Genomic DNA, 22299 nt, shown 5'->3' on the forward strand with positions numbered 1-22299 from the left:
GCGGCAGGACCTGACGGTGGAGGGCCCGGTGCTCATCGCCTCGGCGACCGTGGTGGCAGTCATCGTGCTGTCGGCACTCGCCCTGGTGATGCGGCGCCGGGCCCTCGCCCGTGTCACGGCCGCCTTCCCTGCGGTCCTGGAGCGGGAGGGCCCGGGGCGTGAGCGTGTGATCGGCGTGTACGACGAGTCCCGCCTGCGCCTCACCGGGGGCTGGCGCCTCTCGCGGGAGCGCTGGAGCGCGGACCGGAGCCGCCTGCAGATCGACCGCCTCCCGGCGGACGAGGCCGGCCGGGCCGTCCTGGAGCTGAGCGCCGGCACACGTCCGGTGCGCGTCGTCGTCGACCCCGACGACGCCGGCGCCCTGCGCGCCTGGAGCGAGGCGGGGCCGTCCGCGGCGTCGTCCTTCTGGCGCCGCTGAGCCCGCCCGGCGCCTCAGAACAGGCGGGACTCGGCGTCGTCCACGCCGCGCATCGCGTCGTAGTCGAGGGTGACGCAGCGGATGCCGCGGTCCTCGGCGAGGGTGCGGGCCTGGGGCTTGATCTGCTGGGCCGCGAACACGCCGCGCACGGGCGCCAGGAGCGGGTCCCGGTTCATCAGCTCGAGGTAGCGGGTGAGCTGCTCGACCCCGTCGATGTCCCCGCGGCGCTTGAGCTCGACCGCCACGGTGCCGCCGTCGGCGTCGCGGGCCAGGATGTCCACGGGGCCGATCGCCGTCATGTACTCGCGGCGCACGAGGGTGTGGCCGTCGCCGAGCAGGCTGATCTGCTCGGCCAGCAGACGCTGCAGATCCGCCTCCACGCCGTCCTTGACGAGGCCGGGGTCCACGCCGAGCTCGTGGGAGTCGTCCGCCAGGACCTCCTCGATGAGCACGATGAGCCGGTCGTCGGACTTCTTGGCCTGCACGCGCCAGACCTGCGTCACCCCCTGGTCGGCCTGGTCGGGGAAGGGCTCCTCCACGTGCAGGGTCGCGGGCGGCGACATCCAGTTGAGGGGCTTGTAGGAGCCGCCGTCGGAGTGCACCAGCACCGAGCCGTCCGCCTTCACCATGAGCAGGCGGGTGGCGGTGGGCAGGTGGGCGTTCAGGCGGCCCTCATAGGTCACGGAGCAGCGGGCAATGACGAGTCGCACCGGTCCATCCTAGGCGGACCGCGCCCACCGGCTCTTGTGCCAGCATGGAGGCATGCCCCGTTCGAACCGCCCCCGCCGCTCGTCCGCGCCTCGGCGGAGCGAGCGCGGGGCCTCCGGCGCCTCCCGGCGGTCCCGGCCGTCGCCGGGGCGCGCCGACCCGCTCGAGGAGCTCCTCGGCCTGGACGCGGGCTACTCGCGCCAGTCCGGGTCCGACGGCGGATGGCACGTCCGGCAGATCCCCGCGTGGCGCGCGGTGAAGGACTACACGTGCCCCGGCTGCGGTCAGGTGATCCGGCAGGGCCAGGCGCACCTCGTGGCCTGGCGCGCCGACTGGATCATGGGGGATGAGGACGCGGGGGCGGACCGGCGGCACTGGCACCCGGTGTGCTGGCGCACCCGACCGGGCCGCTGACCGCGCGGTCCGGGCCGCGCCGCCGTCGTGGGCCTACCGGGCGTCCTGGCGGGGGATGAAGACCTCGCGGACCAGCAGCAGCAGCGCGGCGGCGAGCGGGATCGCCATGAGGGCGCCGAGGACGCCCAGCAGCGCGCCACCGGCGATCACCGCGATCACGGCCACGGCCGCCGGCACGGACACCGCGCGCGCCATGACACGCGGCGAGATGACGTAGGCCTCGATCTGCAGGTAGACGAAGTAGATGGCCGCGAACACGGCGGCGGTCTGCCACGAGGTCAGCAGGCTCACGAGGGTCAGCAGCGTACCGCCGATCGCGGCGCCCACCAGCGGGATGAACGCCATGAAGGCGGCGATCGCGGCGAGCAGGACGGCGAAGGGGGCGCCGGCGATGGCCAGCGCCGTGAACGCCACCGCGCCGTTGAGGGCGGCCACGAAGGACTGGCCCATCACGTAGTGGCCGACCGAGGAGGTGATCTGCTCGGACAGCGCCTCGATCCGGGGCCGGCGCGAACGCGGTGCGAGCCGGTAGGCCCAGTACTTCATGTGCGGCAGGGAGGAGAGGAAGTACAGCGTCAGCACGACCACCACGAGCACCGAGAAGACGGCGTTCAGCACGGTCTGGCCGAAGCCGAGGAGCCCGCCGAACAGGTCGGTGACGGCGACGCCGTCGGCGGCGAGGCGCTCGGTCTGGGCGCGAACGGCCTCCTGGAGGTGGAACTCCTCGTCGAGTTGCACGAACCACTCGGCGGTCATCACCCCGTCGATGATGGCCGGCAGGTCCTGGACCAGCTGCGTGGACTGCTCGATCACCGTGGGGACCAGGAGGGCGACGAACGCCCCGGCCACGGCGGCCAGGCCGAGCGCGGCCGTGAGCACGCCGACCCAGCGGGGCGCGCCCCAGGACTCGACCCGGCGCACCAGCGGATCCAGGCCCAGGGCGATGAACAGGGCCGCGGCGATCCACACGATGAGGTGTCCGTTCGTGCGCAGCACCGAGACGACGCCGATGGCCAGGGCCACGCCCACCGCGAGCAGGAAGCCGGTCAGCACGGGGGACTCGAGAGCCACGGCCGCGACCGCCGGATCCTCGGCGCCGTCGACGGGGACCGACTCGGGGTCCACCCGGTCCTCCTCGAGGAAGGGTCGGCGCCGCCGCAGGACGGAGCCCAGGCGGGGCAGTCGACGACGCCCGGCGGGCGTCGGCCCGTGCGACGGCGGCGCGGCGGCCACCCCGACCGGCTCCACGGGGATGCCGGCCACGGGCGGCTGCTCGGTGCCCTCGGGCTCGGCCGGGGCGCGGACGTCGGCGACGCCGGCGGCGTCCGGGCCGGATGCGGTCTCCTTCTCCTCCACGCGCTCAGCGTACGTCAGGGCCCCGGCCTGACCGCGCCGCGCCGGGGAGGCTACCGTGGGGCGCAGTGACAACGCCTCTCGCCCCGGCGACGGGGCGGACCCGGACCGGAAGGATCGTGACCGACGTGACCGCCCAGCCCCCCTCCGACGCCCCGTCCCACCTGCGCGGCGCCGTCGACCTGTCCTCGCTCGGCACCCCGGCCCCGGCCGGGCGGACCGCCCCGGGGGCCGACGCCGGCGCCGGCGGCGGCTCGTGGGTGATCGCGGACGCCGACCAGGGTCTGCTGCAGCAGCTGGTCCAGCTCTCCGCCCAGGTGCCGGTGCTGCTGCACCTGCACGTGCCCGGGGACGCGGCGAGCGAGGCGCTCTACCGGCAGTTCGCGGACGCGGTCGACGCCCAGGCGGGACGGCTCGTGCTCGCGCGTCTGGACGTGGCGAAGGAGCCCACCGTGCTGCAGGCGCTGGGCCTGGGGGCCGGCCCCGCGGTCATGGCCGTGGTGGCGGGGCAGCCGGTGCCGCTGGTCAATCAGGAGGTGCCGGAGGAGACGCTGCGCCAGCTCATGGGGGAGATCCTCGAGGTGGCCCGTCAGAACGGCGTCGCCGGCACCGTGCCCCCCGTCGCTCCGGCGCGCCAGGACGCCGGCGCCGCGGCCGCGGAGGCCCCGCCCGTGCCGCCGCTGCACCGGGCCGCCCATGAGGCCCTCGCCGCCGACGACCTGCCCGGGGCCGTCTCGGCGTGGGAGGCGGCGCTGGCCGACAGCCCCGCGGACGCCGTGGCCCAGCAGGGCCTGTCCGCGGCCCGCCTCATGCTGCGCACCCGCGACGCCGACGCCGCGGCGGTGCGCGCGGCCGCCGCGGACGGCCCGGACGACGTCGCCGCCCAGCTCGCCGTCGCCGACCTGGACGTGCTCGGTGGCCACGTGGAGGACGCCTTCGCCCGGCTCGTGCGGTTCATCGCCCTCCACCCCGGCGACGACCGGGAGACGGCGCGCGCCCACCTCGTGGACCTCTACACCGTGGTGGGCACGGACGATCCCCGTGTGCAGGCCTCGCGGCGTCGGCTGGCCGCAGCGCTGTTCTGAGGGACCCACAGTTCATCCCTGAGGAGGACGCCGTGTCCGCTTGACGGTGGGTAACGTCCCAGGCATGACTCCGCATGCGCCCGAGCCTGCCCCCGCCCACCTGGCGGCCGCCGCCCGTCGTCGCGCGGTGGACGCCCCCGATCCGGACCTCGCCTTCGTCACGCGCGGGCTGACCCAGCGGTTCGGGGACAAGCTGGCGCTCGACGCGCTGGACCTGGACGTCCCGGCCGGATCGTTCTTCGGGGTGGTCGGGCCCAACGGGGCGGGCAAGACCACCGCCCTGTCCATGGCCACCGGGCTGCTGCGCCCGGACCACGGCCGCGCCTGGATCCACGGCGTCGACGTGTGGGAGCAGCCCCTCGAGGCCAAGCGACGGGTCGGCGTGCTCGCCGACGGCGTGCGCACCTTCGACCGCCTCACGGGCGCGCAGCTCGTGACCTACGCCGGGCTGCTGCACGGGCTCGACGCGGACACCGTGGCCGAGCGGACCACGGACCTGCTGCGGGTGATGGACCTGGAGGACGCCGGCCGCAAGCTCGTGGCCGACTACTCCGCCGGCATGACCAAGAAGGTGTCCCTGGCGGCCGCCATGGTCCACGCCCCGGACCTGCTCGTCCTGGACGAGCCGTTCGAGGCCGTGGACCCGGTCTCCGCCGCGAACATCCGGGACATCCTGCACTCGTACGTGGAGCGGGGCGGCACCGTGATCGTCTCGAGCCACGTGATGGACCTCGTCCAGCGCATGTGCACCCACGTCGCCGTGATCGCGGCCGGGACGCTGCGGGCCGCCGACACGCTCGAGGAGGTCCGGGACGGGCGCGACCTCGAGGACCGCTTCGTGGACCTCGTCGGCGGCCGCCACGGCTCGGAGGGGCTGGCATGGCTCTGACGCTCGTCCGACTGCGCTGGACGCTGACCCTGAACCAGTGGCGCCGGTCCCCGTTCACCCTGGTGATGAGCGTGCTCGGCGCGCTGTACGTGCTCGGCATGGCCGCCGTGGCGGTGACGCTGCTCGTCACGGGCCTGCCCGCCCTGCCGGACGAGGCCCGCGGCGCCACGACCGTGCTGGCCGCCGCCGTCGTGGTGCTCGCCTGGCTCGTCATCCCGCCGTTCGTCACGGGCGTCGACGCCACGCTCGACCCGCACAGCTTCGTGCTCTTCCCCGTCCCGGCCCGCACCCTCATCGCCGGGCTGGTCCTGAGCGCCTTCACGACGCCGGTCGGGCTCGCCACGCTGGCCGTGCTGGTGGGCCTGGGGGCCAGCTGGTGGGACCGGCCGGCCGCGCTGGCGGTGGGCCTGGTCGGGGGCGCGCTCACCGCGGTGACCGCCGTGGCGATCGGCTCCGGTCTCGCCGGCCTCCTGGCCGCCTACGCGAGCCGGCGTCGGGTGCGGGACGTCGTCTCCGTCCTGCTGTTCATCCCGCTCATGCTCGGCGGCCTCGCCCTCTCGCGGGCCATCGCGTCGTTCGAGGACTTCCTGGCGATCGCGCCCCAGATCGCCCGCGGCGCGGCGTGGACCCCGTTCGGGGCGGGCCCCGCCGCGGCGTGGGCGGTCGCCGAGGGCCGCGGCGCCGCCGTCGCGCTCCACCTCGCGGTGGCGGCCGCCTGGTGCCTGGCCGCCCTGGCCCTGTGGCACCTGGCCGTGCGCCGCACCGTGGAGCCGGTGGCCGTGGGCGGCGGTCGGTCCCGCCGCGTCGCCGCGGGAGCGGACCCGACGCCGCTGCGCTGGCTGGGCCGACCGGCCACGGGCCCGCGCACCGCGATCGCGGCCCGCGCCCAGCGCTACTGGCTGGCTGACCCGCGGTACGCGGCCGGGCTCATCATCATCCCGCTCATGGCCGTCCTGCTGTGGTTCACCGGGGGCATGGCCGGGGAGGGGGGTCCCGGACTGGGCCTGCTGCTGGTCCTCGGGCCGATCACCGCCTGGTCCCTGGCCTACTCGATCTCCGCGGACATCGCCTACGACCACACGGCGTTCCACCTGCACGTCGTCTCGGGCGTGCGGGGCGTGGACGACCGCTGGGGCCGGGTCCTGGGCCTGGCGGGCTGGGGCGTGCCGATGATCCTGCTCGTGACGACGGCGACGGTGGCGGCGGCGGGGGACTGGTCCCTGCTGGCGCCGATGCTGGGCCTGGCCCTCGGCCTGTTCGGGACGACCGCCGGGCTGTCCGCGTTCGTCTCCGCCCGCTTCGTCTACCCGGTCCCGAAGCCGGGGGACAGCCCGTTCGCGACGCCGCAGGGCGCGGCCATGCGCACGATGCTCGTCCAGGGCGCCGCGATGCTGGTCAGCCTGGCGCTCGCGGTGCCGTTCCTGGTGCCCTTCGTCGTCCGGCTCGCCACCGGGGCCGCCGTGTGGGGCTGGGTGACGGTGGCGCTCGGGCTCGCGTGGGGCGCCGTCGCGCTGTGGCTGGGCGTGCGCCTGGGGGCGCGCTGGTACGACCGCGCGCAGGCCGAGACCTACCAGGCCGTGGCCGCCTTCTGAGGGGCGCGGCTAGACTGGCCCGCATGAGTGTGACCGGCGAACCCGACCTGAACGACCCCTTCGCGCCCGCCGGCGGCGGCACGTCCGTCCTCGAGCGTGAGGAGCTGCGCCAGGAGATCGAGCCGGGCGACCACGAGCGCTTCGCCCACTACGTCCGCAAGGAGAAGATCACGGAGTCCGCCGTCACCGGTGCCCCCGTGATCGCCCTGTGCGGCAAGGTGTGGGTGCCGGGCCGGGACCCGAACAAGTTCCCCGTGTGCCCCACGTGCAAGGAGATCTACGAGGGCCTGCGCGAGCCGCAGGACGGCGGCGACGGCGACGGCGGCGGCAAGCGCGGTGGCTGGTTCGGAGGCCGCGGCCGTGGCTGACGGCCGCTCCCTGACGAGCGGCACCCCGGACGGCAGCGTCCAGCACGACCTGTTCCACATCGGCGAGGACCTTCCCCCCGCCATGCCCGAGCGCGCGGCGTGGGGGACGGCCCCCAAGCTGCGCCAGTGGCAGCAGGAGGCGCTGGAGCGCTACCTCCAGACCGCCCCGCAGGACTTCCTGACGGTCGCGACCCCCGGCGCGGGCAAGACGACGTTCGCGTTGCGCGTGGCCAAGATCCTGATGGACTCCGGCGTCGTGCAGCGGCTGACCGTCGTCGCGCCCACGGACCACCTCAAGCGCCAGTGGGCGGACAACGCCGCGCGCGTCGGCATCGCGATCGACCCGAACTTCAAGAACGCCGACGGGCGGCACGGCGCCGAGTACCGCGGGGTGGCGCTGACGTACGCCCAGGTGGCGAACAAGCCCGTCCTGCACCGCAACCGCACCGAGGCCGCCAAGACGCTGGTGATCCTGGACGAGATCCACCACGGCGGCGACGCCCTGAGCTGGGGCGAGGGCATCCGTGAGGCGTTCGAGCCGGCCACGCGGCGTCTGTCCCTGACCGGCACCCCGTTCCGCTCGGACACCGCCTCCATCCCCTTCGTCCGCTACGAACTCGGTGCGGACGGCATCGAGCGGTCGAAGGCGGACTACACGTACGGCTACGGCCCGGCGCTGCGGGACCACGTGGTGCGCCCGGTGATCTTCATGGCCTACTCCGGGCAGATGCGCTGGAAGACCTCCACCGGCGAGGTCATGGAGGCTCAGCTCGGCGAGGCCGCCACGAAGGACATCACCGCCTCCGCCTGGCGCACCGCGCTGGACCCGGCGGGCGAGTGGATCCCGTCCGTGCTGCGCGCGGCCGACCGGCGGCTCAGCGAGGTGCGCCGCAACGTGCCCGACGCCGGCGGTCTCGTGATCGCCACGGACCACCAGGACGCGCGCGCGTACGCCGCGCAGCTCGAGGCGCTGACCGGCCAGCGGCCGGCCGTGATCCTCTCGGACGACAAGGGCGCCTCGGATCGCATCGAGGAGTTCGCCGCGTCGGACGAGCGGTGGATGGTGGCGGTGCGCATGGTGTCCGAGGGCGTGGACGTGCCCCGCCTGTGCGTGGGCGTGTACGCCACGTCCACGTCCACGCCCCTGTTCTTCGCCCAGGCCGTGGGCCGCTTCGTGCGCTCCCGCCGGCGTGGGGAGACCGCCTCGGTGTTCCTGCCGTCCGTGCCCGCGCTCATGCTGCTGGCCAACGAGATGGAGCTCGAGCGGGACCACGCGCTGGACCGCAAGGAGGGCGCCGTCGAGGTCGAGGACCTCGAGGACGCCCCCGAGGAGGACCTCATCGCGGAGGCCAACCGGGCCGAGAGCGGCTCGGACGCGCTGACGCGGGAGAAGTTCGAGGCCCTCGAGTCCCGGGCGAGCTTCGACAAGGTGCTCTTCGACGGCGGCGAGTTCGGCCTCGGCGGCGCCGTCGGCTCGGAGGAGGAGCAGGACTTCCTCGGCATCCCGGGCCTGCTGGACGCCGAGCAGGTCTCCGCCCTGCTGCGGCAGCGGCAGGCCGAGCAGATCCAGCGCCGGCCGCGTGCGCAGGCGGCCGAGCCCGCCGACGTCGTGGACCACCGGCGGATGAAGGAGCTGCGCTCCGAGCTGTCCAAGACGGTGTCCGCCTGGGCGGCCCGTTCCGGCCAGCCGCACGGGGTGATCCACAACCGCCTGCGGGAGATCTCCGGCGGCCCCGCCGTGGCCCAGGCCTCCCGCGAGCAGCTGGAGAAGCGGCTGAGCACCCTGCGCGGGTGGTTCGTCGGCCGGACCTGAGGTCCGTCGGGAGCGCGGCGGGCGCCCGCGGGCCGTGCCGACCTGAGCGCCGGGTTCAGCCGTCCCGGGACTGGAAGCGCACGAAGGCGCGCAGCTCGTCGCCCTCCACGTCACGGGACTCACGGAATCCATGGGCCTCGTAGAAGGCGCGCTGGCGCTCCTCGGTGTCCGTGAGCAGCACGTGCTGACGCACATGGCCGAACCGGGCGAAGATGCGGCGCAGCAGCTCGGAGGCGATGCCGCGGCGCTGGTGCCCCGGATCCACGAGGATGTCCTGCAGGTAGGCGATGGTGTGGCCGTCGGAGACCACGCGGGCCAGACCGACCAGACGGCCGCCGTCGGCGGCGGGGATCACCCCGGAGAGGTAGCGGATGCCGTCCCGGTCTGCGGCGATGGGGGAGTCGGTCATGGCTGCTCTCCTCGTCTGCGTCGGGCACCGGCTCCGGCACGCCCGCCGGGGCCGCGTGCCTCCATCATGCCGCATCGAGTGACATTCGTCACTGTCTCGGCGTGCGGCGCCTCAGAGGCGACGCCGGTGCCGCTCGGGGCCGAACCCGCTCACGAGGTCGCCAGGATGGCCCCGGCGGCCTCCATCTCGTGGAGCGCGGCCTGGGCGGCCGCCTCGTCGACGCCGGCCACCAGGTCGGTCAGCACGGTGACCTCGTAGCCGGCGTCGAGGGCGTCGAGCACGGTGGCGCGCACGCAGTGGTCCGTGGCGATGCCCACCACGGTGATCGCGTCCACGCCCTGCTCACGGAGCCACTCGTCGAGGCCGGGGGCGCCGGACTCGACGGCGGCCGCGGCCACGGCGGTGGCCCCGTACGGGCCGACGGTCCCGGAGGGGCGCTCGCCCGCGGCCCCGGTCGGGACGGCGTCGGGCTCGCCGAGGGCGCCGTCGAAGCCGGAGTAGGCGTCCGTGTGCAGGCCCTTGAGGCACTCGGCGTCGAGGTGCTCGGCGTCCAGGTCGGGATGCAGCTCGGCGCCGGCGGTGCCGGCCACGCAGTGCACCGGCCAGGTGGTGCGGAAATCCGGCTCGGCGCCGGTGGCCGCGGCGAAGTGCGTGCCCGGGTCGACGTGCCAGTCGCGCGTGGCTGCCACGGACGCGTAGGCGTCCGCGTGCTCGGCCAGGTGCTCGCTGACCCCGGCCGCGACGGCGGCGCCGCCGGTCACGCCGAGGGCGCCGCCCTCGCAGAAGTCGTTCTGCACGTCCACGATCACCAGGGCGCGGTTCAGGTTCTCCATGGGTCAGTCCTCCAGGAAGATGGTCGGGATGGCGGGGTCGCCCGGCTGCAGGCGGCCCACCGAGGCGGGCAGCTCGCGCAGGGAGGCGGCGTGCCGCTCGGCGGCGCGGGTGACGGCCTCGGGGCCGGTCCAGCCCTCGGCCAGCTCGCCGGCGTGCACGAAACGGTGCAGCAGGGGACGGTCGTCGGCGTCGGGCGCGGCGCCGCGGTTGACGCCGATCACCTCGGCGGTGGCCCGGCCCCGCGGGTCGCGGCGGCGCGCGGCCTCCTTGCGGCCGCCCCGGCTGGCCTTGCCGGAACTGGCCTTGGCCACGTCCACCCACGTGCCGTCGTCGTCCTGGCGGGCCACGAGCTTGTAGACCATGGAGGCGGTGGGCGCGCCGGACCCGGTGACCAGGCGCGTGCCCACGCCGTACGAGCTGACGGGGGCGGAGCGCAGGGCGGCGATCGCGTACTCGTCCAGGTCCGAGGTGACCATGATCCCGGTCTCGGTGTTGCCCAGCTCGTCGAGCAGCTCGCGCACGCGGTGAGCCTGGATCACGAGGTCGCCGGAGTCGACCCGGACGTTCCGCAGGGCCGGGCCGGCAACCTCGACCGCGGTGCGCACGCCCTGCTCCACGTCATACGTGTCCACGAGGAGGGTGGTGTCCGCCCCGAGCGCGGCGACCTGGGCCTCGAAGGCGGCGCGCTCCGAGTCGTGCAGCAGGGTGAAGGAGTGGGCGGCGGTGCCGACGGTCGGGATGCCGTACCGGCGGCCCGCCTCGAGGTTCGAGGTGGCGGTGAAGCCCGCGATGGCCGCGGCGCGGGCGGCGGCCACGGCAGACTCCTCGTGCGTGCGGCGCGAGCCCATCTCGGCGCACGGGCGGCCGTCCGCGACGGCCGTCATGCGGGAGGCTGCGGAGGCCACGGCGGAGTCGTAGTTGTAGATGGAGAGCAGGTAGGTCTCCAGGATGCACGCCTCGGCGAACGTCGACTCCACCTGCAGGAGGGGGGAGTGCGGGAAGTAGGCCTCGCCCTCGGCGTAGCCCACGATGTCACCCGTGAACTCGTAGTCGGCGAGCCAGGCCAGCGTGGCGTCGTCGAGGGCGGTGGTGTCCGCGAGGAAGTCGAGCTCGGGCGTGTCGAACCGGAAGCGGGACAGGCCCTCCAGCGCGCGGCCCACGCCGGCCACCACGCCGTAGCGGCGGCCGCTGGGCAGGCGTCGGGTGAACAGCTCGAAGCGGGAGCGGCGGTGCGCGGTGCCGGCCTTCAGCGCGGCCTGGAGCATGGTCAGCTCGTAGTGGTCGGTCATCAGCGCCGTGGGGATCTGCCAGTCGTCGGCGGTCCGCGGGGCGCTGGGCACGGGGTTCTGGCTCACGCCCCCACCCTAGTGGACCGTGGCGGGGCCGGTCCTGGCCCGCCCGCCTCGTACACTGGGGCGCATGTCCGTGCTGACCCGCCACGATCCGTCCGCGCCGCGCGCCGTGCGTCCGGCGCCGGGTGAGTCCGTCCCCGCCGGCGCCACCGACACCGCCCTGCTGGAGCGGCCTCACGAGGACACAGCCCGGGACCGGCCGTGGAACGTGGTGGTGTGGAACGACCCGGTGAACCTGATGAGCTACGTGGCCTACGTGTTCCGCACCCACTTCGGCTACTCCGCGGCCAAGGCGCAGCGGCTCATGCTCGAGGTCCACGAGCGGGGCCGGTCCGTGGTGGCGACGGGCACCAAGGAGAAGGCCGAGCTGCACGTGGGCGCGATGCACGGCTACGGGCTGTGGGCCACGCTGGAGCAGGCGGAGGACTGAGGAGGGGCATGGCAGAACGGTTCCGCTGGACGCGGCGGGGGTACACGGCGCAGCTGGAGCTGCCGGAGGTGCGCCTGCTGCGCGGGCTGGTCAGGGACGTCGTCGCCCTGCTCGAGGGCCGACGCGCGGACGTGCGCCCCGCCGAGGCGGACCCCGCCGAGGCCCCGGCCGCCGAGGACGGCGTCGACACGCCCGAAGATCCCCCGGCGGCGCCGCCGTCCGTGTCCGCCGCGCAGGACGCGGGCCCCGTGGCCGGGCTGGACGCGTCCGACGCCGCGTTCTGGGGGCTGGTCTCAGGGCTGCACCTGAGCCAGGACCCGGAGCCGCAGCGTTCGGCCCCCACCGACCCGGCCGTCGCACGCCTCCTGCCGGATGCGATGCCCCAGGCCGGCGCCGCCGAACAGGGCGCCCACCGGGCCCTGACCGAGGACGCCCTGTCCGAGGGGAAGCTCGCGGACGCGCGCCTGGCACTCGAGCTGCTGCGCTCGACGCGCGTGGAAGTGCCGCACGACCAGGCGCCGGCCTTCGGCCGCGCGCTCAACGACGTGCGCCTCGTCCTCGCCGCCCGCCTGGGCGTCGAGACCGAGGAGGACGCCGCCCGCGTGCACGCCGTGGACGACTGGCGCAGCGCGGAGGACGTCGAGTCCACCATGGCCCTGCTCTACAACTTCACCTCGTGGCTGCTGGAGACGCTCATGACGGAGATGCTCAGCGAGCTGCCCGAGGGCTCGGACGAGTCCGCGCCGGGCGCCGGGGACGCGGAGGGCGAGCAGTGAGCGGCCAGCGCGCCGCCGTGGACGCTGCCGCGCCGATCGGCGTGTTCGACTCGGGCGTGGGCGGGCTGACCGTGGCCCGGGCGATCATGGACCAGCTGCCCCACGAGTCCATCCTCTACGTGGGCGACACGGAGCACTCGCCGTACGGCCCGCGGCCCATCGCCGAGGTACGGGCCCTCGCCCTGGCGATCATGGACGAGCTCGTCGCGCGCGGCGTCAAGGCGCTCGTGATCGCGTGCAACTCCGCGTCGGCCGCCGTGCTGCGCGACGCCCGCGAGCGCTACACGGGAGGCCACGGCATCCCCGTGATCGAGGTGATCCAGCCCGCCGTGCGCCGCGCCGTGGCCGCCACCCGCACGGGCCGGATCGGCGTGATCGGCACCGAGGCGACCGTCGGGTCCCGCGCCTACGAGGACTCGTTCTCGGCCGCCCCGCACCTCGAGATCACCTCGGTCGCGTGCCCGCGGTTCGTGGAGTTCGTGGAGGCCGGCATCACCACCGGCCCCGAACTGCTGGAGACCGCCCGGGAGTACACGGCGCCGCTGCGTGCGGCGGGCGTGGACACCCTCGTGCTGGGATGCACCCACTACCCGCTGCTGACCGGCGCCCTCTCGCTCGTGATGGGGGAGGACGTCACGCTCGTCTCCTCCGCGGAGGAGACCGCCAAGGACCTCTACCGGGAACTGGTCCGCCTCGGCCTCGAGCACCCCCACTCGGCCGCGGGCTCCGGCCAGGCCACCCGCCACCGCTTCGCCGCCACCGGCGACCCCGACCACTTCCAGGCCCTCGCACGCCGCTTCCTCGGACCCGAGGTCGAGTCCGTGCGCCGCCTGGAGACGATCGGCGCGCCCCGCCCCGCGGCCGCGCCGGTCCCGACGCGCTCGGCGGCCTCCGTCCGGCCGGGCCCCGAGCAGGAGGGTGTGACGTGAAGCTGACCATCATCGGGGCCTCCGGGTCCTTCCCCGGCCCGGGCTCGCCCGCCTCGTGCTACCTCCTCACCGCCGAGGGCGTGGCCGAGGACGGCGTCACCCCGCGCACATGGCGGATCCTGCTGGACCTCGGCAACGGCGCCCTCGGCGTGCTGCAGCGCTACGTCGAGCTCGAGGACCTGGACGGCATCCTGCTCTCCCACCTGCACCCGGACCACTTCATGGACCTGTGCGGGATGCACGTGGCCATCCGCTGGAACCCGGCCGGCTGGGACCGCGGCCGGCTGCCTGTCTACGGACCCGCCGGCACCGCCGACCGCATCGCCGAGGCGTACGGGATGGACCCCCAGCCGGGGATGCACCAGGACTTCGAGTTCCGGTGCTGGACTGCCGGCCGCACCGAGCGGCTCGGTCCGTTCCGGTTCACCCCGGTCCCCGTGTGCCACCCCATCGACGAGGCCTACGCGATCCGGGTCGAGGTGGACCGCGTCGACGACGACGGCGACGTCACCACCCGCGTGCTCACCTACTCCGGGGACACCGACGCATGTGAGGGGCTCGTCGAGGCCGCGCGGGACGCGGACATGTTCCTGTGCGAGGCCGCCTTCCACGAGGGCCGGGACGACGGCATCGACGGCGTCCACCTGACCGGCCGACGGGCCGGCGAGACGGCGGCGCAGGCCGGGGCGCGGAAGCTGCTGCTCACGCACCTGCCCGTGTGGAACGATCCGCAGCGCGCCGTCCAGGAGGCCCGCGCGGTGTACGACGGCCCGCTGGCCGTCGCCGTCTCGGGGCTGAGCTACGGCGTCTGAGGGCGTGCCTAGACTGGAGGCCATGAGCTCTCCCGCCCCCACCGCCCCCCGCCCGGACGGCCGCGCCGTCGACGAGCTGCGCCCCATCACCATCACCCGGGGCTGGTCCCGGCAGGCGGAGGGCTCGGCCCTGATCGAGTTCGGGAACACCCGCGTGCTGTGCACCGCGTCCTTCACCGAGGGCGTGCCGCGCTGGCTCAAGGGCGAGGGGACCGGCTGGGTCACCGCCGAGTACGCGATGCTCCCGCGGGCCACCAACGAGCGCAGCCAGCGCGAGTCCGTCAAGGGGCGGATCGGCGGGCGCACCCACGAGATCTCCCGCCTGATCGGCCGGTCCCTGCGCGCCGTCATCGACCTGTCCGCCCTGGGGGAGAACACCATCGTCCTGGACTGCGACGTCCTCGACGCCGACGGCGGCACCCGCACCGCCGCCATCACGGGCGCCTACGTCGCCCTCGCCGAGGCGGTGGCCTGGGCACGGCGCGAGGGGATCCTCGCCAAGGGCGCCGCCGTCCTCAAGGACTCCGTCGCCGCGGTGTCCGTGGGCATCGTGGACGGGGTGCCCGTCCTCGACCTGCCGTACGTGGAGGACGTGAAGGCGGAGACGGACATGAACGTGGTCGTCACCGGCGCCGGCGAGTTCGTGGAGGTGCAGGGCACCGCCGAGGGCGCGCCGTTCACCCGCGCCGAGCTGGACACCCTGCTGGACCTGGCCCTGATCGGCACGGGTGAGCTGGCCCGCGTCCAGGCCGAGACCCTGGCCGCCGCCACGGAGGACCGGGCGTGAGCGCGCCCGCCGCCTCGCCGTCGGGCCCGCCGGAGGGCGCCCGCATCGTGCTCGCCACGCACAACGCGGGCAAGGTGCGCGAGCTGCGGCAGCTGCTCGCCGGCGCCGTGCCCGGCCTCGACGTGGAGACCGCGGTGGTGGACGCGGGCGCCGTGGGCGCCCCGGACGTCGTCGAGGACGGCGTCACGTTCGCCCAGAACGCGCTGAAGAAGGCCCGCGCCGTGGCCGCGCACACCGGGCTGATCGCCGTCGCGGACGACTCCGGTCTGGCCGTGGACGTGCTGCACGGCGCCCCCGGGATCTTCTCGGCCCGCTGGGCCGGGCGCCACGGGGACGACCGTGCCAACCTCGAGCTGCTGCTGGCCCAGCTGGCCGACGTGCCGGACGAGCATCGGGGTGCCCAGTTCGTGTGCGCCGCCGCGCTCGCGGTCCCCAGCGGCCCGGACGCCGCGGGCGCCCGGGCCATCCACGTCGAGCACGTCGAGCACGGCCGCCTGCCCGGCACGCTGCTGCGCGAGCCCGTGGGGGACGGCGGCTTCGGCTACGACCCGATCCTGCGCCCCGAGGGCCGGGACGTGTCCACCGCGCAGCTGAGCCCCGAGGACAAGAACGCGATCAGCCACCGGGGGCACGCCTTCCGCGCCCTGCTGCCCTACCTGGTGGACGCGCTCGACGCGCGCCCGTGAGCGGCGGGCGCGCCCCCGTGCCGGGGCTGGACTTCACCGCGATCGACTTCGAGACCGCCAACGGCTTCCGCGGCTCCCCGTGCGCCGTGGGCGCCGTCCGGGTGCGGGACGGGGTCATGGTGGACCGCGCCGAGTGGCTGATCCGTCCGCCCGTGGGCTTCGACCGGTTCGATCCCCGCAACGTGCGCATCCACGGCATCACCGAGGACCGCGTCCTGGACGCCCCCCGGTTCGCGCAGGTGTACGACGAGCTCGCGGACTTCGTGGGGACGGACGTGCTCGCGGCGCACAACGCGGGCTTCGACGTCGGCGTCATCGAGTCCGGCCTCGAGGTCTCCGGCCGGGACGTGCCGGGCCTGGAGTTCGTGTGCACCCTGGTGCTGGCGCGCCGCGTCTACGACCTGCCCTCGTACGCCCTGCCCTCCGCGGCGCGCGAGGCCGGCTTCACCCCGGGACGCCACCACGACGCACTGGCCGACGCCGAGGCCTGCGCCGCCATCCTCGTGGACATCGCCCGGCGTGTGCTGGGGGAGCAGCCGGCCGACGCGGACGTGCTGCCGGGGCTGACCGATGCGCCGGCCGGCCGCGGCGTCGACCGCCTGATGCGGGCCCAGGGGCTGAGCGTCAGCGTCCTCGCCCCCCGGGCGGCGGGATCGGGCGCCGAGTCGAAGGCCACCCGCCAGGCCCGGCGCACCGAGGGCGTCTTCGACGCGCGGGTCCCGCTGCGGGACGAACGCGCCATGCCGGACTTCATGCGCTGGCCGGACGAGGGCGTCAATCCGCTCCCGAACCCGGCCGCCGACCCGGGCCACCCCCTGTTCGGCCAGACGGTGGTGTTCACGGGCGGCATCGGCATGTCGCGTCAGAGTGCCAAGACGCGCGCGGCCGCGCAGGGTGCGCAGACTGCGAACCGGGTGGGCGCGGCCACCACCATGCTCGTCGTCGGGGACGGCTTCGAGGCCGCGGACCTGCACCGCCCGCGCGCCGAGGACGGGGCGCCGCAGGCCGTGACCACGGCGCTGGCGCACCGCAAGACGCGGGACGCCCTGCGCCGGCGGGACCGGGGGCAGGCCATCGCCCTGGTCTCCGAGGGGGAGTTCCTGCAGATGCTCGACGGGAACTGGCCGGACGCCGCGCGCTGAACCGCTCAGGTGGTCGCGGCGCTCCAGCGCCGGGCGGCCTCCAGGACGACCGCGCGCTCGGCGATCCACCCCGGGACGGAGGCCTCGGCCGCGGCGCGGTCCTCGGGGTCGTGCGCGCCGAACACGGCGGTGCCGTGCGCGGCGCCGAGCACCTGCCCGGCCAGCGAGGCCGTGGAGTCGGAGTCGCCGTCGTGGTTCACGCCGATCCGCAGCGCCAGGGCGAGCGCCGCCGCCGGATCGGCCGGGTGCGCCGCCTGCGCGGTGAGCGCGGCATACAGTGCGATGGCCAGGGCCTCCTCCGCGACCCAGCCCTCGCCGAGCGCGGTGGGGAGGGCGCCGGGGGCGCCGGGGTCGGCGTCGACGGTGCCGGCCAGGTCGATCGCCGCGGCGACGGCGGCGCGGGTCTCCTCGGCCTCCTCGCCCAGGCTGTCGAGCCACGCGCGGGCGTGCGCGACCGCGGCGGCCAGGTCCAGGCCGCGCAGCAGAGCCGCGATGACGAGGGCGTACGCGGCCGCCGCGACCCACGCGGTGGGGTGGCCGTGCGTGAGGACGGCCCCCTGGCGGGCGAGGGACACGACGTGCGGGTCCTCGAGCCCCGGCACCATCCCGTACGGGGCCGAGCGCATGACCGTCCCGCAGCCCTTCGAGCCCGGGTTGTGCGGGTCGCCCGGCAGGCCCATCCCCGGTTCGGCGAGCCCGCTCAGGCACGCGGTGCCCGGCGCGCGGCGCACCTTCAGCTCCGCGTGCGCGTCGATCCAGCGGGGCGGGGCCGGGGGAGCGCCCTCGGGCAGCGCGCCGTCCTGCGTGGCGAACCAGCGCAGGCACGCGAGCCACACGCACGCGGCGGGATCGGCCGGGACGCCGTCGTTCTGCCACTCGATCCACTCGAGCAGGCCGTCGAGCACGTACAGCGTCAGCTGCGTGTCGTCGGTGATCGGCAGGGCGTGGGCGCCCTCCTGGGCGAGCAGGTCCGCGGCGTCGGTGACGCCGGCGGGGCCGTGCACGGCCGCGATCCCCGACGCGGGGGTGAACTCGACGACGCCGCCCAGCGCGTCCCCGGCGGCGCCGGCCGCGAGGAGGGCCAGGACCCGGTCGGCGTGCTCGGGGCCGGGCAGGGGCGTGGACGAGGAGGCGGGGGGTTCGGGCGCGGTGGCGGACATGCCGCCATCGTACGAGCCGCGCCGCGCCGCGCTTATCCCGTCCGCACCCTCCCTAGAGTGGGCCGCATGATCCTGCTGCACACCTCGGACTGGCATCTGGGCCGGTCGTTCCACGGCACCGGGCTGCTCGAGGCCCAGGAGGAGGTCCTGGACGCCCTGGTCGCGACCGTGACGGAGCGCGGCGTGGACGCCGTCCTGCTGGCCGGGGACGTGTACGACCGCGCGCTGCCGCCGGCGGACGCCGTCCGGCTGCTGGACCGGACGCTCTCCCGGCTGCACGCGGCCGGCGCCCAGGTGGTGCTCACGAGCGGCAACCACGACTCGGCGGTGCGCCTCGGCTTCGGCGGCGGACTCCTGGCGGCCGCGGGCGTGCACGTGCGCGCGGACGCGGCGGAGCTGGACCGCCCCGTGCTGCTCACCGAGCCCGGGGTCGACGGCGGCGCGGGCCAGACCGTGGCCGTCTACGGCATCCCCTACCTCGAACCGCGCCACCAGGGACCGGCCTGGGGCGTGGAGCCCCACCACACGGCCGTGCTGACGGAGGCGGTCCGCCGTGTCCACGCCGATCTGGCCGCCCGCCGCGCCGAGGCGCCGGAGCCGGTGGCCGGCGTCGTGCTGGCCCACCTGTTCGCGGCCGGGGGCCACGGCTCCGAGTCCGAACGGGACATCGGCGAGGGCGAGCACGTCGAACCGGACGCCCCGCCCGAGATGCTGGTGGGCACGCTGGGGCAGGTGCCGGTCTCCGTGTTCGACGGGCTCGACTACGCGGCCCTGGGCCACCTGCACGGCCGGCAGCGGCTGGCCGAGCACGTGCGGTACTCCGGCTCTCCGCTGCCGTACTCCTTCGCCGAGGCGGGCCACCGCAAGGGCGGCTGGCTCGTCCACGTCACGGGCGGGGCCGTCACCGACGTCGAGGCCGTGGACTGGGACGCCGGACGGCGCCTGGCGGTGCTGTCCGGGCCGATCGAGGACCTGCTGGAGTCCCCGGAGTTCGCGTGGGCGGAGCAGTGCTGGGTGCAGGTCACCGTCACCGACGACGAACGCCCCGAGCGGGCCCTGGAGCGCCTGAAGACCCGGTTCCCCTCCGTGCTCGTCTTCCGCCACGAACCGGCCGGCGGGAGGCGAACCCGGGAGCGGACCTACGCCCAGGTCCTGCGGCAGGCACCCTCGGACCACGCGCTCGCGGTCGGTTTCGTGGACCACGTCCGGCAGCGGCCGGCCAGCGGGGCCGAGCAGGACCTGCTGCGGGACGCCCTCGAGGCCGCCCGCGCGGCGGAGGTGCGCGCATGAGGATCCATCGGATGCGCCTGGAGGGGCTCGGGCCCTACGCCCAGGCGCAGGACGTCGACTTCGACCGGCTCAACGCGGCCGGCCTGTTCCTGCTGGACGGGCCCACCGGCGCGGGCAAGTCCACGGTGCTGGCCGCGCTGTGCTTCGCCCTCTACGGGACCGTGCCGGGCGGACGGTCGGCCGAGTCGCTCGTGACCACGCTGCGCGAGCCGGGCGCGGTGATCCCCGAGGTGCAGGTCGAGTTCACCGTGCAGGGCCGGCGCTTCGAGGTGGTCCGCTCACCCAAGCACGAGCGGCCCCGCCGGCGACGCAGCGCGGCGGGAGGCGCCACCGTCACCACGCCGGCCACGGTCTCCCTGCGGGAACGCGTGGCCGGGGAATGGACGGCGCCGCTCACCCGGGCGGACGAGGTCGGCCAGCAGATCGCGGCCGTCCTGCACCTGGACGCCGAGCAGTTCATGCAGGTGGTCCTGCTGCCCCAGGGGCAGTTCGCCCAGTTCCTCACCGCGAAGTCGGATGAGCGCCGCGTCCTGCTGCGGCGGCTCTTCGGCACGCAGCGCTTCGACGGCGTCGAGGAGCACCTGCGCGGCGAGACGGCCCGGCTGGACACCGCGGTGGCCGTGGACGCGGACGTGGCCCGGACTGCGCGGGCGCAGCTGGCCGAGGCGCTCCACGAGGCGCTCGGCCCGGACTGGCATGCGCCGGAGCCGTCACCGGACACGGACGAGCGGCTGCTCGCCCTCGCCGCTGAGCGCGCGGGTCGCGCGCACGAGGACGCACGGGCCGGCCTCGCCACGGCCCGCGCCGCCGAGCAGCAGGCTCGGGTGACGGCGCGTGAGCTGGAGACCCGCGGGCGGGACCTGGCCGCGGCCGAGGCGTGGGGGCGCCGTCGACGCGACCACGACGCCGAGGCTGAGACCGCCGCCGCGCGGCGCCGCGCCGTCGACGCCCATGAGCGCGCCGGGCGGGTGCTCACCGCCGCGCAGCGGGCCACCGCGGCGGCGGACGCCGCCGGCACCGCGTCGGAGGCGGTGACGCAGGCCCTGGCGCACGTCGAGGACGAGCCGACCGCGGCGGCGTGGCTCGCCGCCGCCCGGGCGGACGGGGCCGCCGACACGCCCGCCTCCCGCCAGGCGCTGGGGGAGGCCGAGCGCGCCGCGGAGGCGGTGGCGCGCGCGGTTCGGGACCGTGACCGGATGCGCGAGCTGGAGCAGGAGGCGGCCGCCGCGGCGGAGCGGCGGGCCGAGATCGACCGCGACCGTGCCGCCCTGGTCGAGTCCCGCCCCGAGCGTGAGGCGGCCGTCGCGGCACTCCGCTCGGCCGTCGAACGCGGCACCGAGCGTCTCGGTGTCCGGGAGGCCGTGGACCGCGCCGTGTCCGAGGCCGCCGCGCGCCGCACGGCCGCCGAGGCCGCGGCCGCCCGCGCCGTCGAGGTCGAGACCGCGGCCCGGGCCCACCGAGAGGCACAGGAGCGGCGGAGTGAGGCCGCCGAACGACACGTCGGTCTGCTGCATGCCCGGTACGAGCAGGCCGCCTCCGAACTGGCGGAGCGGCTCGTGCCCGGCGAGCCGTGCGCCGTGTGCGGCTCGCCCGAGCACCCGGCCCCGGCCGCCACCGCGGACACCACGGTGACCGAGGCGGACGTGCGGGACGCCGAGCAGGCCCGCACCGCGGCCGACCGGGCCGTGACCGACGCCGAGACCACCCTGCGCGCCGCCGAGCAGACCCTCCGCACGGCGCGCGAGGCCGCCGCCGGGCTCGCACCCGAGGCCGCGCGAGAGGCGCTCGAGCGCGCCGAGGCCGAACGGGCCGCGCTGGACCAGGCGGCGAAGGACCTCGCCGCGGACCGCCGCCGGCTGACCGCCGCCGAGAAGGAGCACGCCGGGGCCGACGAGACCGCCGCCGCGCTCGCGGCCGAGGACGGCCGGCTCGCCGAGGCCGCCGCCCACCGCGCCGCCCGACTGAGCGAGCTGCGGGACGCCGTCGAGGCCGCCCGCGGCGACGCCGAGAGCCTCGACGCCCGCGGCGACCAGGTCACCGCCGCACGCCGGGTCCTGGCCGCCCTCGCTGCGGCGCAGGACGAGGACGCGCGCGCCCGGGCGGTCGCCGACGAGACCGGCCAGGCGCTCGCCGCCACGCTGGCCGAACAGCACTTCGACGACGTCGACGCGGCGCGCGCGGCCCGCCTCGAGGAGACGGACGCCGCCGCCCGCACGGCCGCCGTGCAGGAGTGGGATGCCGAACGGGCCCGCCTCGCCGAGCTCGAGGCGAGCGAGCCCGTCCGCCGGGGCCGCGCCCTCGCCGAGGCGGGCGTCGAGCCGCCGACCGAGGAGCAGACCCGCGCCGTCGCCGAGGCGCTCGCCGCGGCCGAGGCCGCGAGCTCGTCCCGGGCGACGGCGGTCGGGCGGCTCGATTCGCTCGTCGCCACGGTGCGCCGGCAGTCGGCCGCCCTGACCGAGGTCCTGGAGCGGTCCGCCGGGCTCATCGCCGAACACACGCGGGTGCGGGGGCTGCTCGACCTCGTCCGCGGCGGCGGGGAGAACCTGCTCAAGATGCCCCTGACGAGCTACGTCCTCGCCGGGCGGCTCGAGGAGGTCGCCGCCGCGGCCACCGAGCGTCTGCTCGCCATGACGGACCAGCGGTATTCGATCGAGTACTCCGACGCCGTGGGCGGGCGCGGGAACAAGGGCCTCGAACTCGTCATCCGGGACCACTACGTGGACGAGACGCGCCACCCGGCCACGCTCTCGGGCGGCGAGACCTTCATGGCCTCCCTCGCCCTCGCCCTGGGGCTCGCGGACACCGTGCAGGCCGAAGCCGGCGGCATCGAACTGGACACGCTCTTCGTGGACGAGGGCTTCGGCTCGCTCGACGCGGACACCCTCGACGACGTCCTGGACGTCGTGGACACCCTGCGGACCGGTGGCCGGACCGTGGGCCTCGTCTCCCACGTCGAACGGATGAGGCAGGAGATCGGCGTGCGCCTCGAGGTGCGCAAGGACCGGCGCGGCTCGAGCCTCGCGGTGCACGACGGCGCCTGAGCGACGGGGGT

The 22299-nt window shown here is 75.8% G+C and carries 22 protein-coding genes; 16 read left to right on the forward strand and 6 right to left on the reverse strand.

Annotation, left to right across the window (positions count from 1 at the left end):
- Positions 1-28 precede the first annotated feature (28 nt).
- Positions 29-418 (forward strand): DUF2550 family protein, encoded by a 390-nt coding sequence (locus tag ACUW6W_RS00805; protein WP_230259842.1) that lies wholly within the window; start codon positions 29-31, stop codon positions 416-418.
- Positions 419-432: 14 nt separating this feature from the next.
- Here ACUW6W_RS00805 and nucS read toward each other — a convergent pair whose 3' ends face one another.
- The gene (nucS, locus tag ACUW6W_RS00810) at positions 433-1128 is read right to left on the reverse strand and encodes an endonuclease NucS (RefSeq protein WP_041103228.1); all 696 of its coding nucleotides are present in this window, start codon (positions 1126-1128) and stop codon (positions 433-435) included.
- 52 nt (positions 1129-1180) lie between these two features.
- On the opposite strand from nucS, the gene ACUW6W_RS00815 reads away from it, so the two are divergent.
- Positions 1181-1540: a hypothetical protein gene (locus ACUW6W_RS00815; protein WP_041103226.1), complete on the forward strand. Its 360-nt coding sequence runs from the start codon at positions 1181-1183 to the stop codon at positions 1538-1540.
- A gap of 33 nt (positions 1541-1573) precedes the next feature.
- Here the strand turns inward: ACUW6W_RS00815 and ACUW6W_RS00820 are convergent, their stop codons facing one another.
- The gene (locus ACUW6W_RS00820) at positions 1574-2896 is read right to left on the reverse strand and encodes an AI-2E family transporter (protein ID WP_041103224.1); all 1323 of its coding nucleotides are present in this window, start codon (positions 2894-2896) and stop codon (positions 1574-1576) included.
- Between the two features lie 125 nt (positions 2897-3021).
- Here ACUW6W_RS00820 and ACUW6W_RS00825 point away from each other — a divergent pair, with 125 nt between their 5' ends.
- From ACUW6W_RS00825 to ACUW6W_RS00845, 5 genes are all read left to right on the forward strand, one after another.
- Entirely contained in the window at positions 3022-3978 is a 957-nt protein-coding gene (locus tag ACUW6W_RS00825; RefSeq protein ID WP_230956233.1) for a co-chaperone YbbN, read from the forward strand.
- Positions 3979-4042: 64 nt separating this feature from the next.
- Positions 4043-4867, forward strand: coding sequence for an ABC transporter ATP-binding protein (locus ACUW6W_RS00830; protein ID WP_060973992.1), 825 nt, complete (start codon positions 4043-4045; stop codon positions 4865-4867).
- A complete protein-coding gene (locus ACUW6W_RS00835; RefSeq protein WP_060973991.1) occupies positions 4858-6459 on the forward strand; it encodes a hypothetical protein in 1602 nt (533 codons plus the stop codon). Before ACUW6W_RS00830 ends, ACUW6W_RS00835 begins: the two co-directional genes overlap by 10 nt.
- A gap of 23 nt (positions 6460-6482) precedes the next feature.
- Entirely contained in the window at positions 6483-6827 is a 345-nt protein-coding gene (locus ACUW6W_RS00840; RefSeq protein WP_010079007.1) for a DUF3039 domain-containing protein, read from the forward strand.
- A complete protein-coding gene (locus ACUW6W_RS00845; RefSeq protein ID WP_081097748.1) occupies positions 6820-8640 on the forward strand; it encodes a DEAD/DEAH box helicase in 1821 nt (606 codons plus the stop codon). Before ACUW6W_RS00840 ends, ACUW6W_RS00845 begins: the two co-directional genes overlap by 8 nt.
- 55 nt (positions 8641-8695) lie before the next feature.
- Here ACUW6W_RS00845 and ACUW6W_RS00850 read toward each other — a convergent pair whose 3' ends face one another.
- From ACUW6W_RS00850 to ACUW6W_RS00860, 3 genes are all read right to left on the reverse strand, one after another.
- The gene (locus tag ACUW6W_RS00850; RefSeq protein ID WP_060973990.1) at positions 8696-9049 is read right to left on the reverse strand and encodes a GNAT family N-acetyltransferase; all 354 of its coding nucleotides are present in this window, start codon (positions 9047-9049) and stop codon (positions 8696-8698) included.
- A gap of 149 nt (positions 9050-9198) precedes the next feature.
- Complete coding sequence (locus ACUW6W_RS00855; protein WP_454179632.1) at positions 9199-9882, reverse strand: isochorismatase family protein; 684 nt, start codon at positions 9880-9882, stop codon at positions 9199-9201.
- Between the two features lie 3 nt (positions 9883-9885).
- Positions 9886-11238 carry a nicotinate phosphoribosyltransferase gene (locus ACUW6W_RS00860; RefSeq protein ID WP_036313014.1) on the reverse strand — a complete coding sequence of 451 codons (1353 nt, stop codon included), beginning with the start codon at positions 11236-11238 and terminating at the stop codon, positions 9886-9888.
- Positions 11239-11302: 64 nt separating this feature from the next.
- Here ACUW6W_RS00860 and clpS point away from each other — a divergent pair, with 64 nt between their 5' ends.
- Genes clpS through ACUW6W_RS00895 form a run of 7 tightly spaced genes read left to right on the forward strand, consistent with a single transcriptional unit; the run spans position 11303 to position 16797 of the window.
- On the forward strand, positions 11303-11665 hold the full coding sequence (gene clpS / locus ACUW6W_RS00865; RefSeq protein ID WP_002857236.1) for an ATP-dependent Clp protease adapter ClpS: 363 nt from the start codon (positions 11303-11305) through the stop codon (positions 11663-11665).
- 8 nt (positions 11666-11673) lie between these two features.
- A complete protein-coding gene (locus ACUW6W_RS00870) occupies positions 11674-12441 on the forward strand; it encodes a DUF2017 family protein (protein WP_036313009.1) in 768 nt (255 codons plus the stop codon).
- On the forward strand, positions 12438-13370 hold the full coding sequence (gene murI / locus ACUW6W_RS00875) for a glutamate racemase (RefSeq protein WP_041103213.1): 933 nt from the start codon (positions 12438-12440) through the stop codon (positions 13368-13370). Before ACUW6W_RS00870 ends, murI begins: the two co-directional genes overlap by 4 nt.
- Positions 13367-14182, forward strand: a complete 816-nt coding sequence (locus ACUW6W_RS00880) for an MBL fold metallo-hydrolase (RefSeq protein ID WP_063190331.1) — start codon at positions 13367-13369, stop codon at positions 14180-14182. Before murI ends, ACUW6W_RS00880 begins: the two co-directional genes overlap by 4 nt.
- A gap of 22 nt (positions 14183-14204) precedes the next feature.
- On the forward strand, positions 14205-14969 hold the full coding sequence (gene rph / locus ACUW6W_RS00885) for a ribonuclease PH (protein ID WP_036313000.1): 765 nt from the start codon (positions 14205-14207) through the stop codon (positions 14967-14969).
- Complete coding sequence (locus ACUW6W_RS00890; RefSeq protein ID WP_063190332.1) at positions 14966-15655, forward strand: non-canonical purine NTP pyrophosphatase; 690 nt, start codon at positions 14966-14968, stop codon at positions 15653-15655. Before rph ends, ACUW6W_RS00890 begins: the two co-directional genes overlap by 4 nt.
- Positions 15652-16797 (forward strand): exonuclease domain-containing protein, encoded by a 1146-nt coding sequence (locus tag ACUW6W_RS00895; protein WP_063190333.1) that lies wholly within the window; start codon positions 15652-15654, stop codon positions 16795-16797. Before ACUW6W_RS00890 ends, ACUW6W_RS00895 begins: the two co-directional genes overlap by 4 nt.
- A gap of 5 nt (positions 16798-16802) precedes the next feature.
- Here ACUW6W_RS00895 and ACUW6W_RS00900 read toward each other — a convergent pair whose 3' ends face one another.
- Positions 16803-17957: an ADP-ribosylglycohydrolase family protein gene (locus ACUW6W_RS00900; RefSeq protein WP_063190334.1), complete on the reverse strand. Its 1155-nt coding sequence runs from the start codon at positions 17955-17957 to the stop codon at positions 16803-16805.
- Positions 17958-18023: 66 nt separating this feature from the next.
- Here ACUW6W_RS00900 and ACUW6W_RS00905 point away from each other — a divergent pair, with 66 nt between their 5' ends.
- Together ACUW6W_RS00905 and ACUW6W_RS00910 are read left to right on the forward strand one after the other, a co-directional pair.
- Entirely contained in the window at positions 18024-19247 is a 1224-nt protein-coding gene (locus ACUW6W_RS00905; protein WP_063190335.1) for an exonuclease SbcCD subunit D, read from the forward strand.
- The gene (locus ACUW6W_RS00910; RefSeq protein ID WP_101965555.1) at positions 19244-22288 is read left to right on the forward strand and encodes an AAA family ATPase; all 3045 of its coding nucleotides are present in this window, start codon (positions 19244-19246) and stop codon (positions 22286-22288) included. Before ACUW6W_RS00905 ends, ACUW6W_RS00910 begins: the two co-directional genes overlap by 4 nt.
- Positions 22289-22299: the final 11 nt, after the last annotated feature.

This window comes from Micrococcus sp. 093350064-1 (assembly GCF_053627955.1).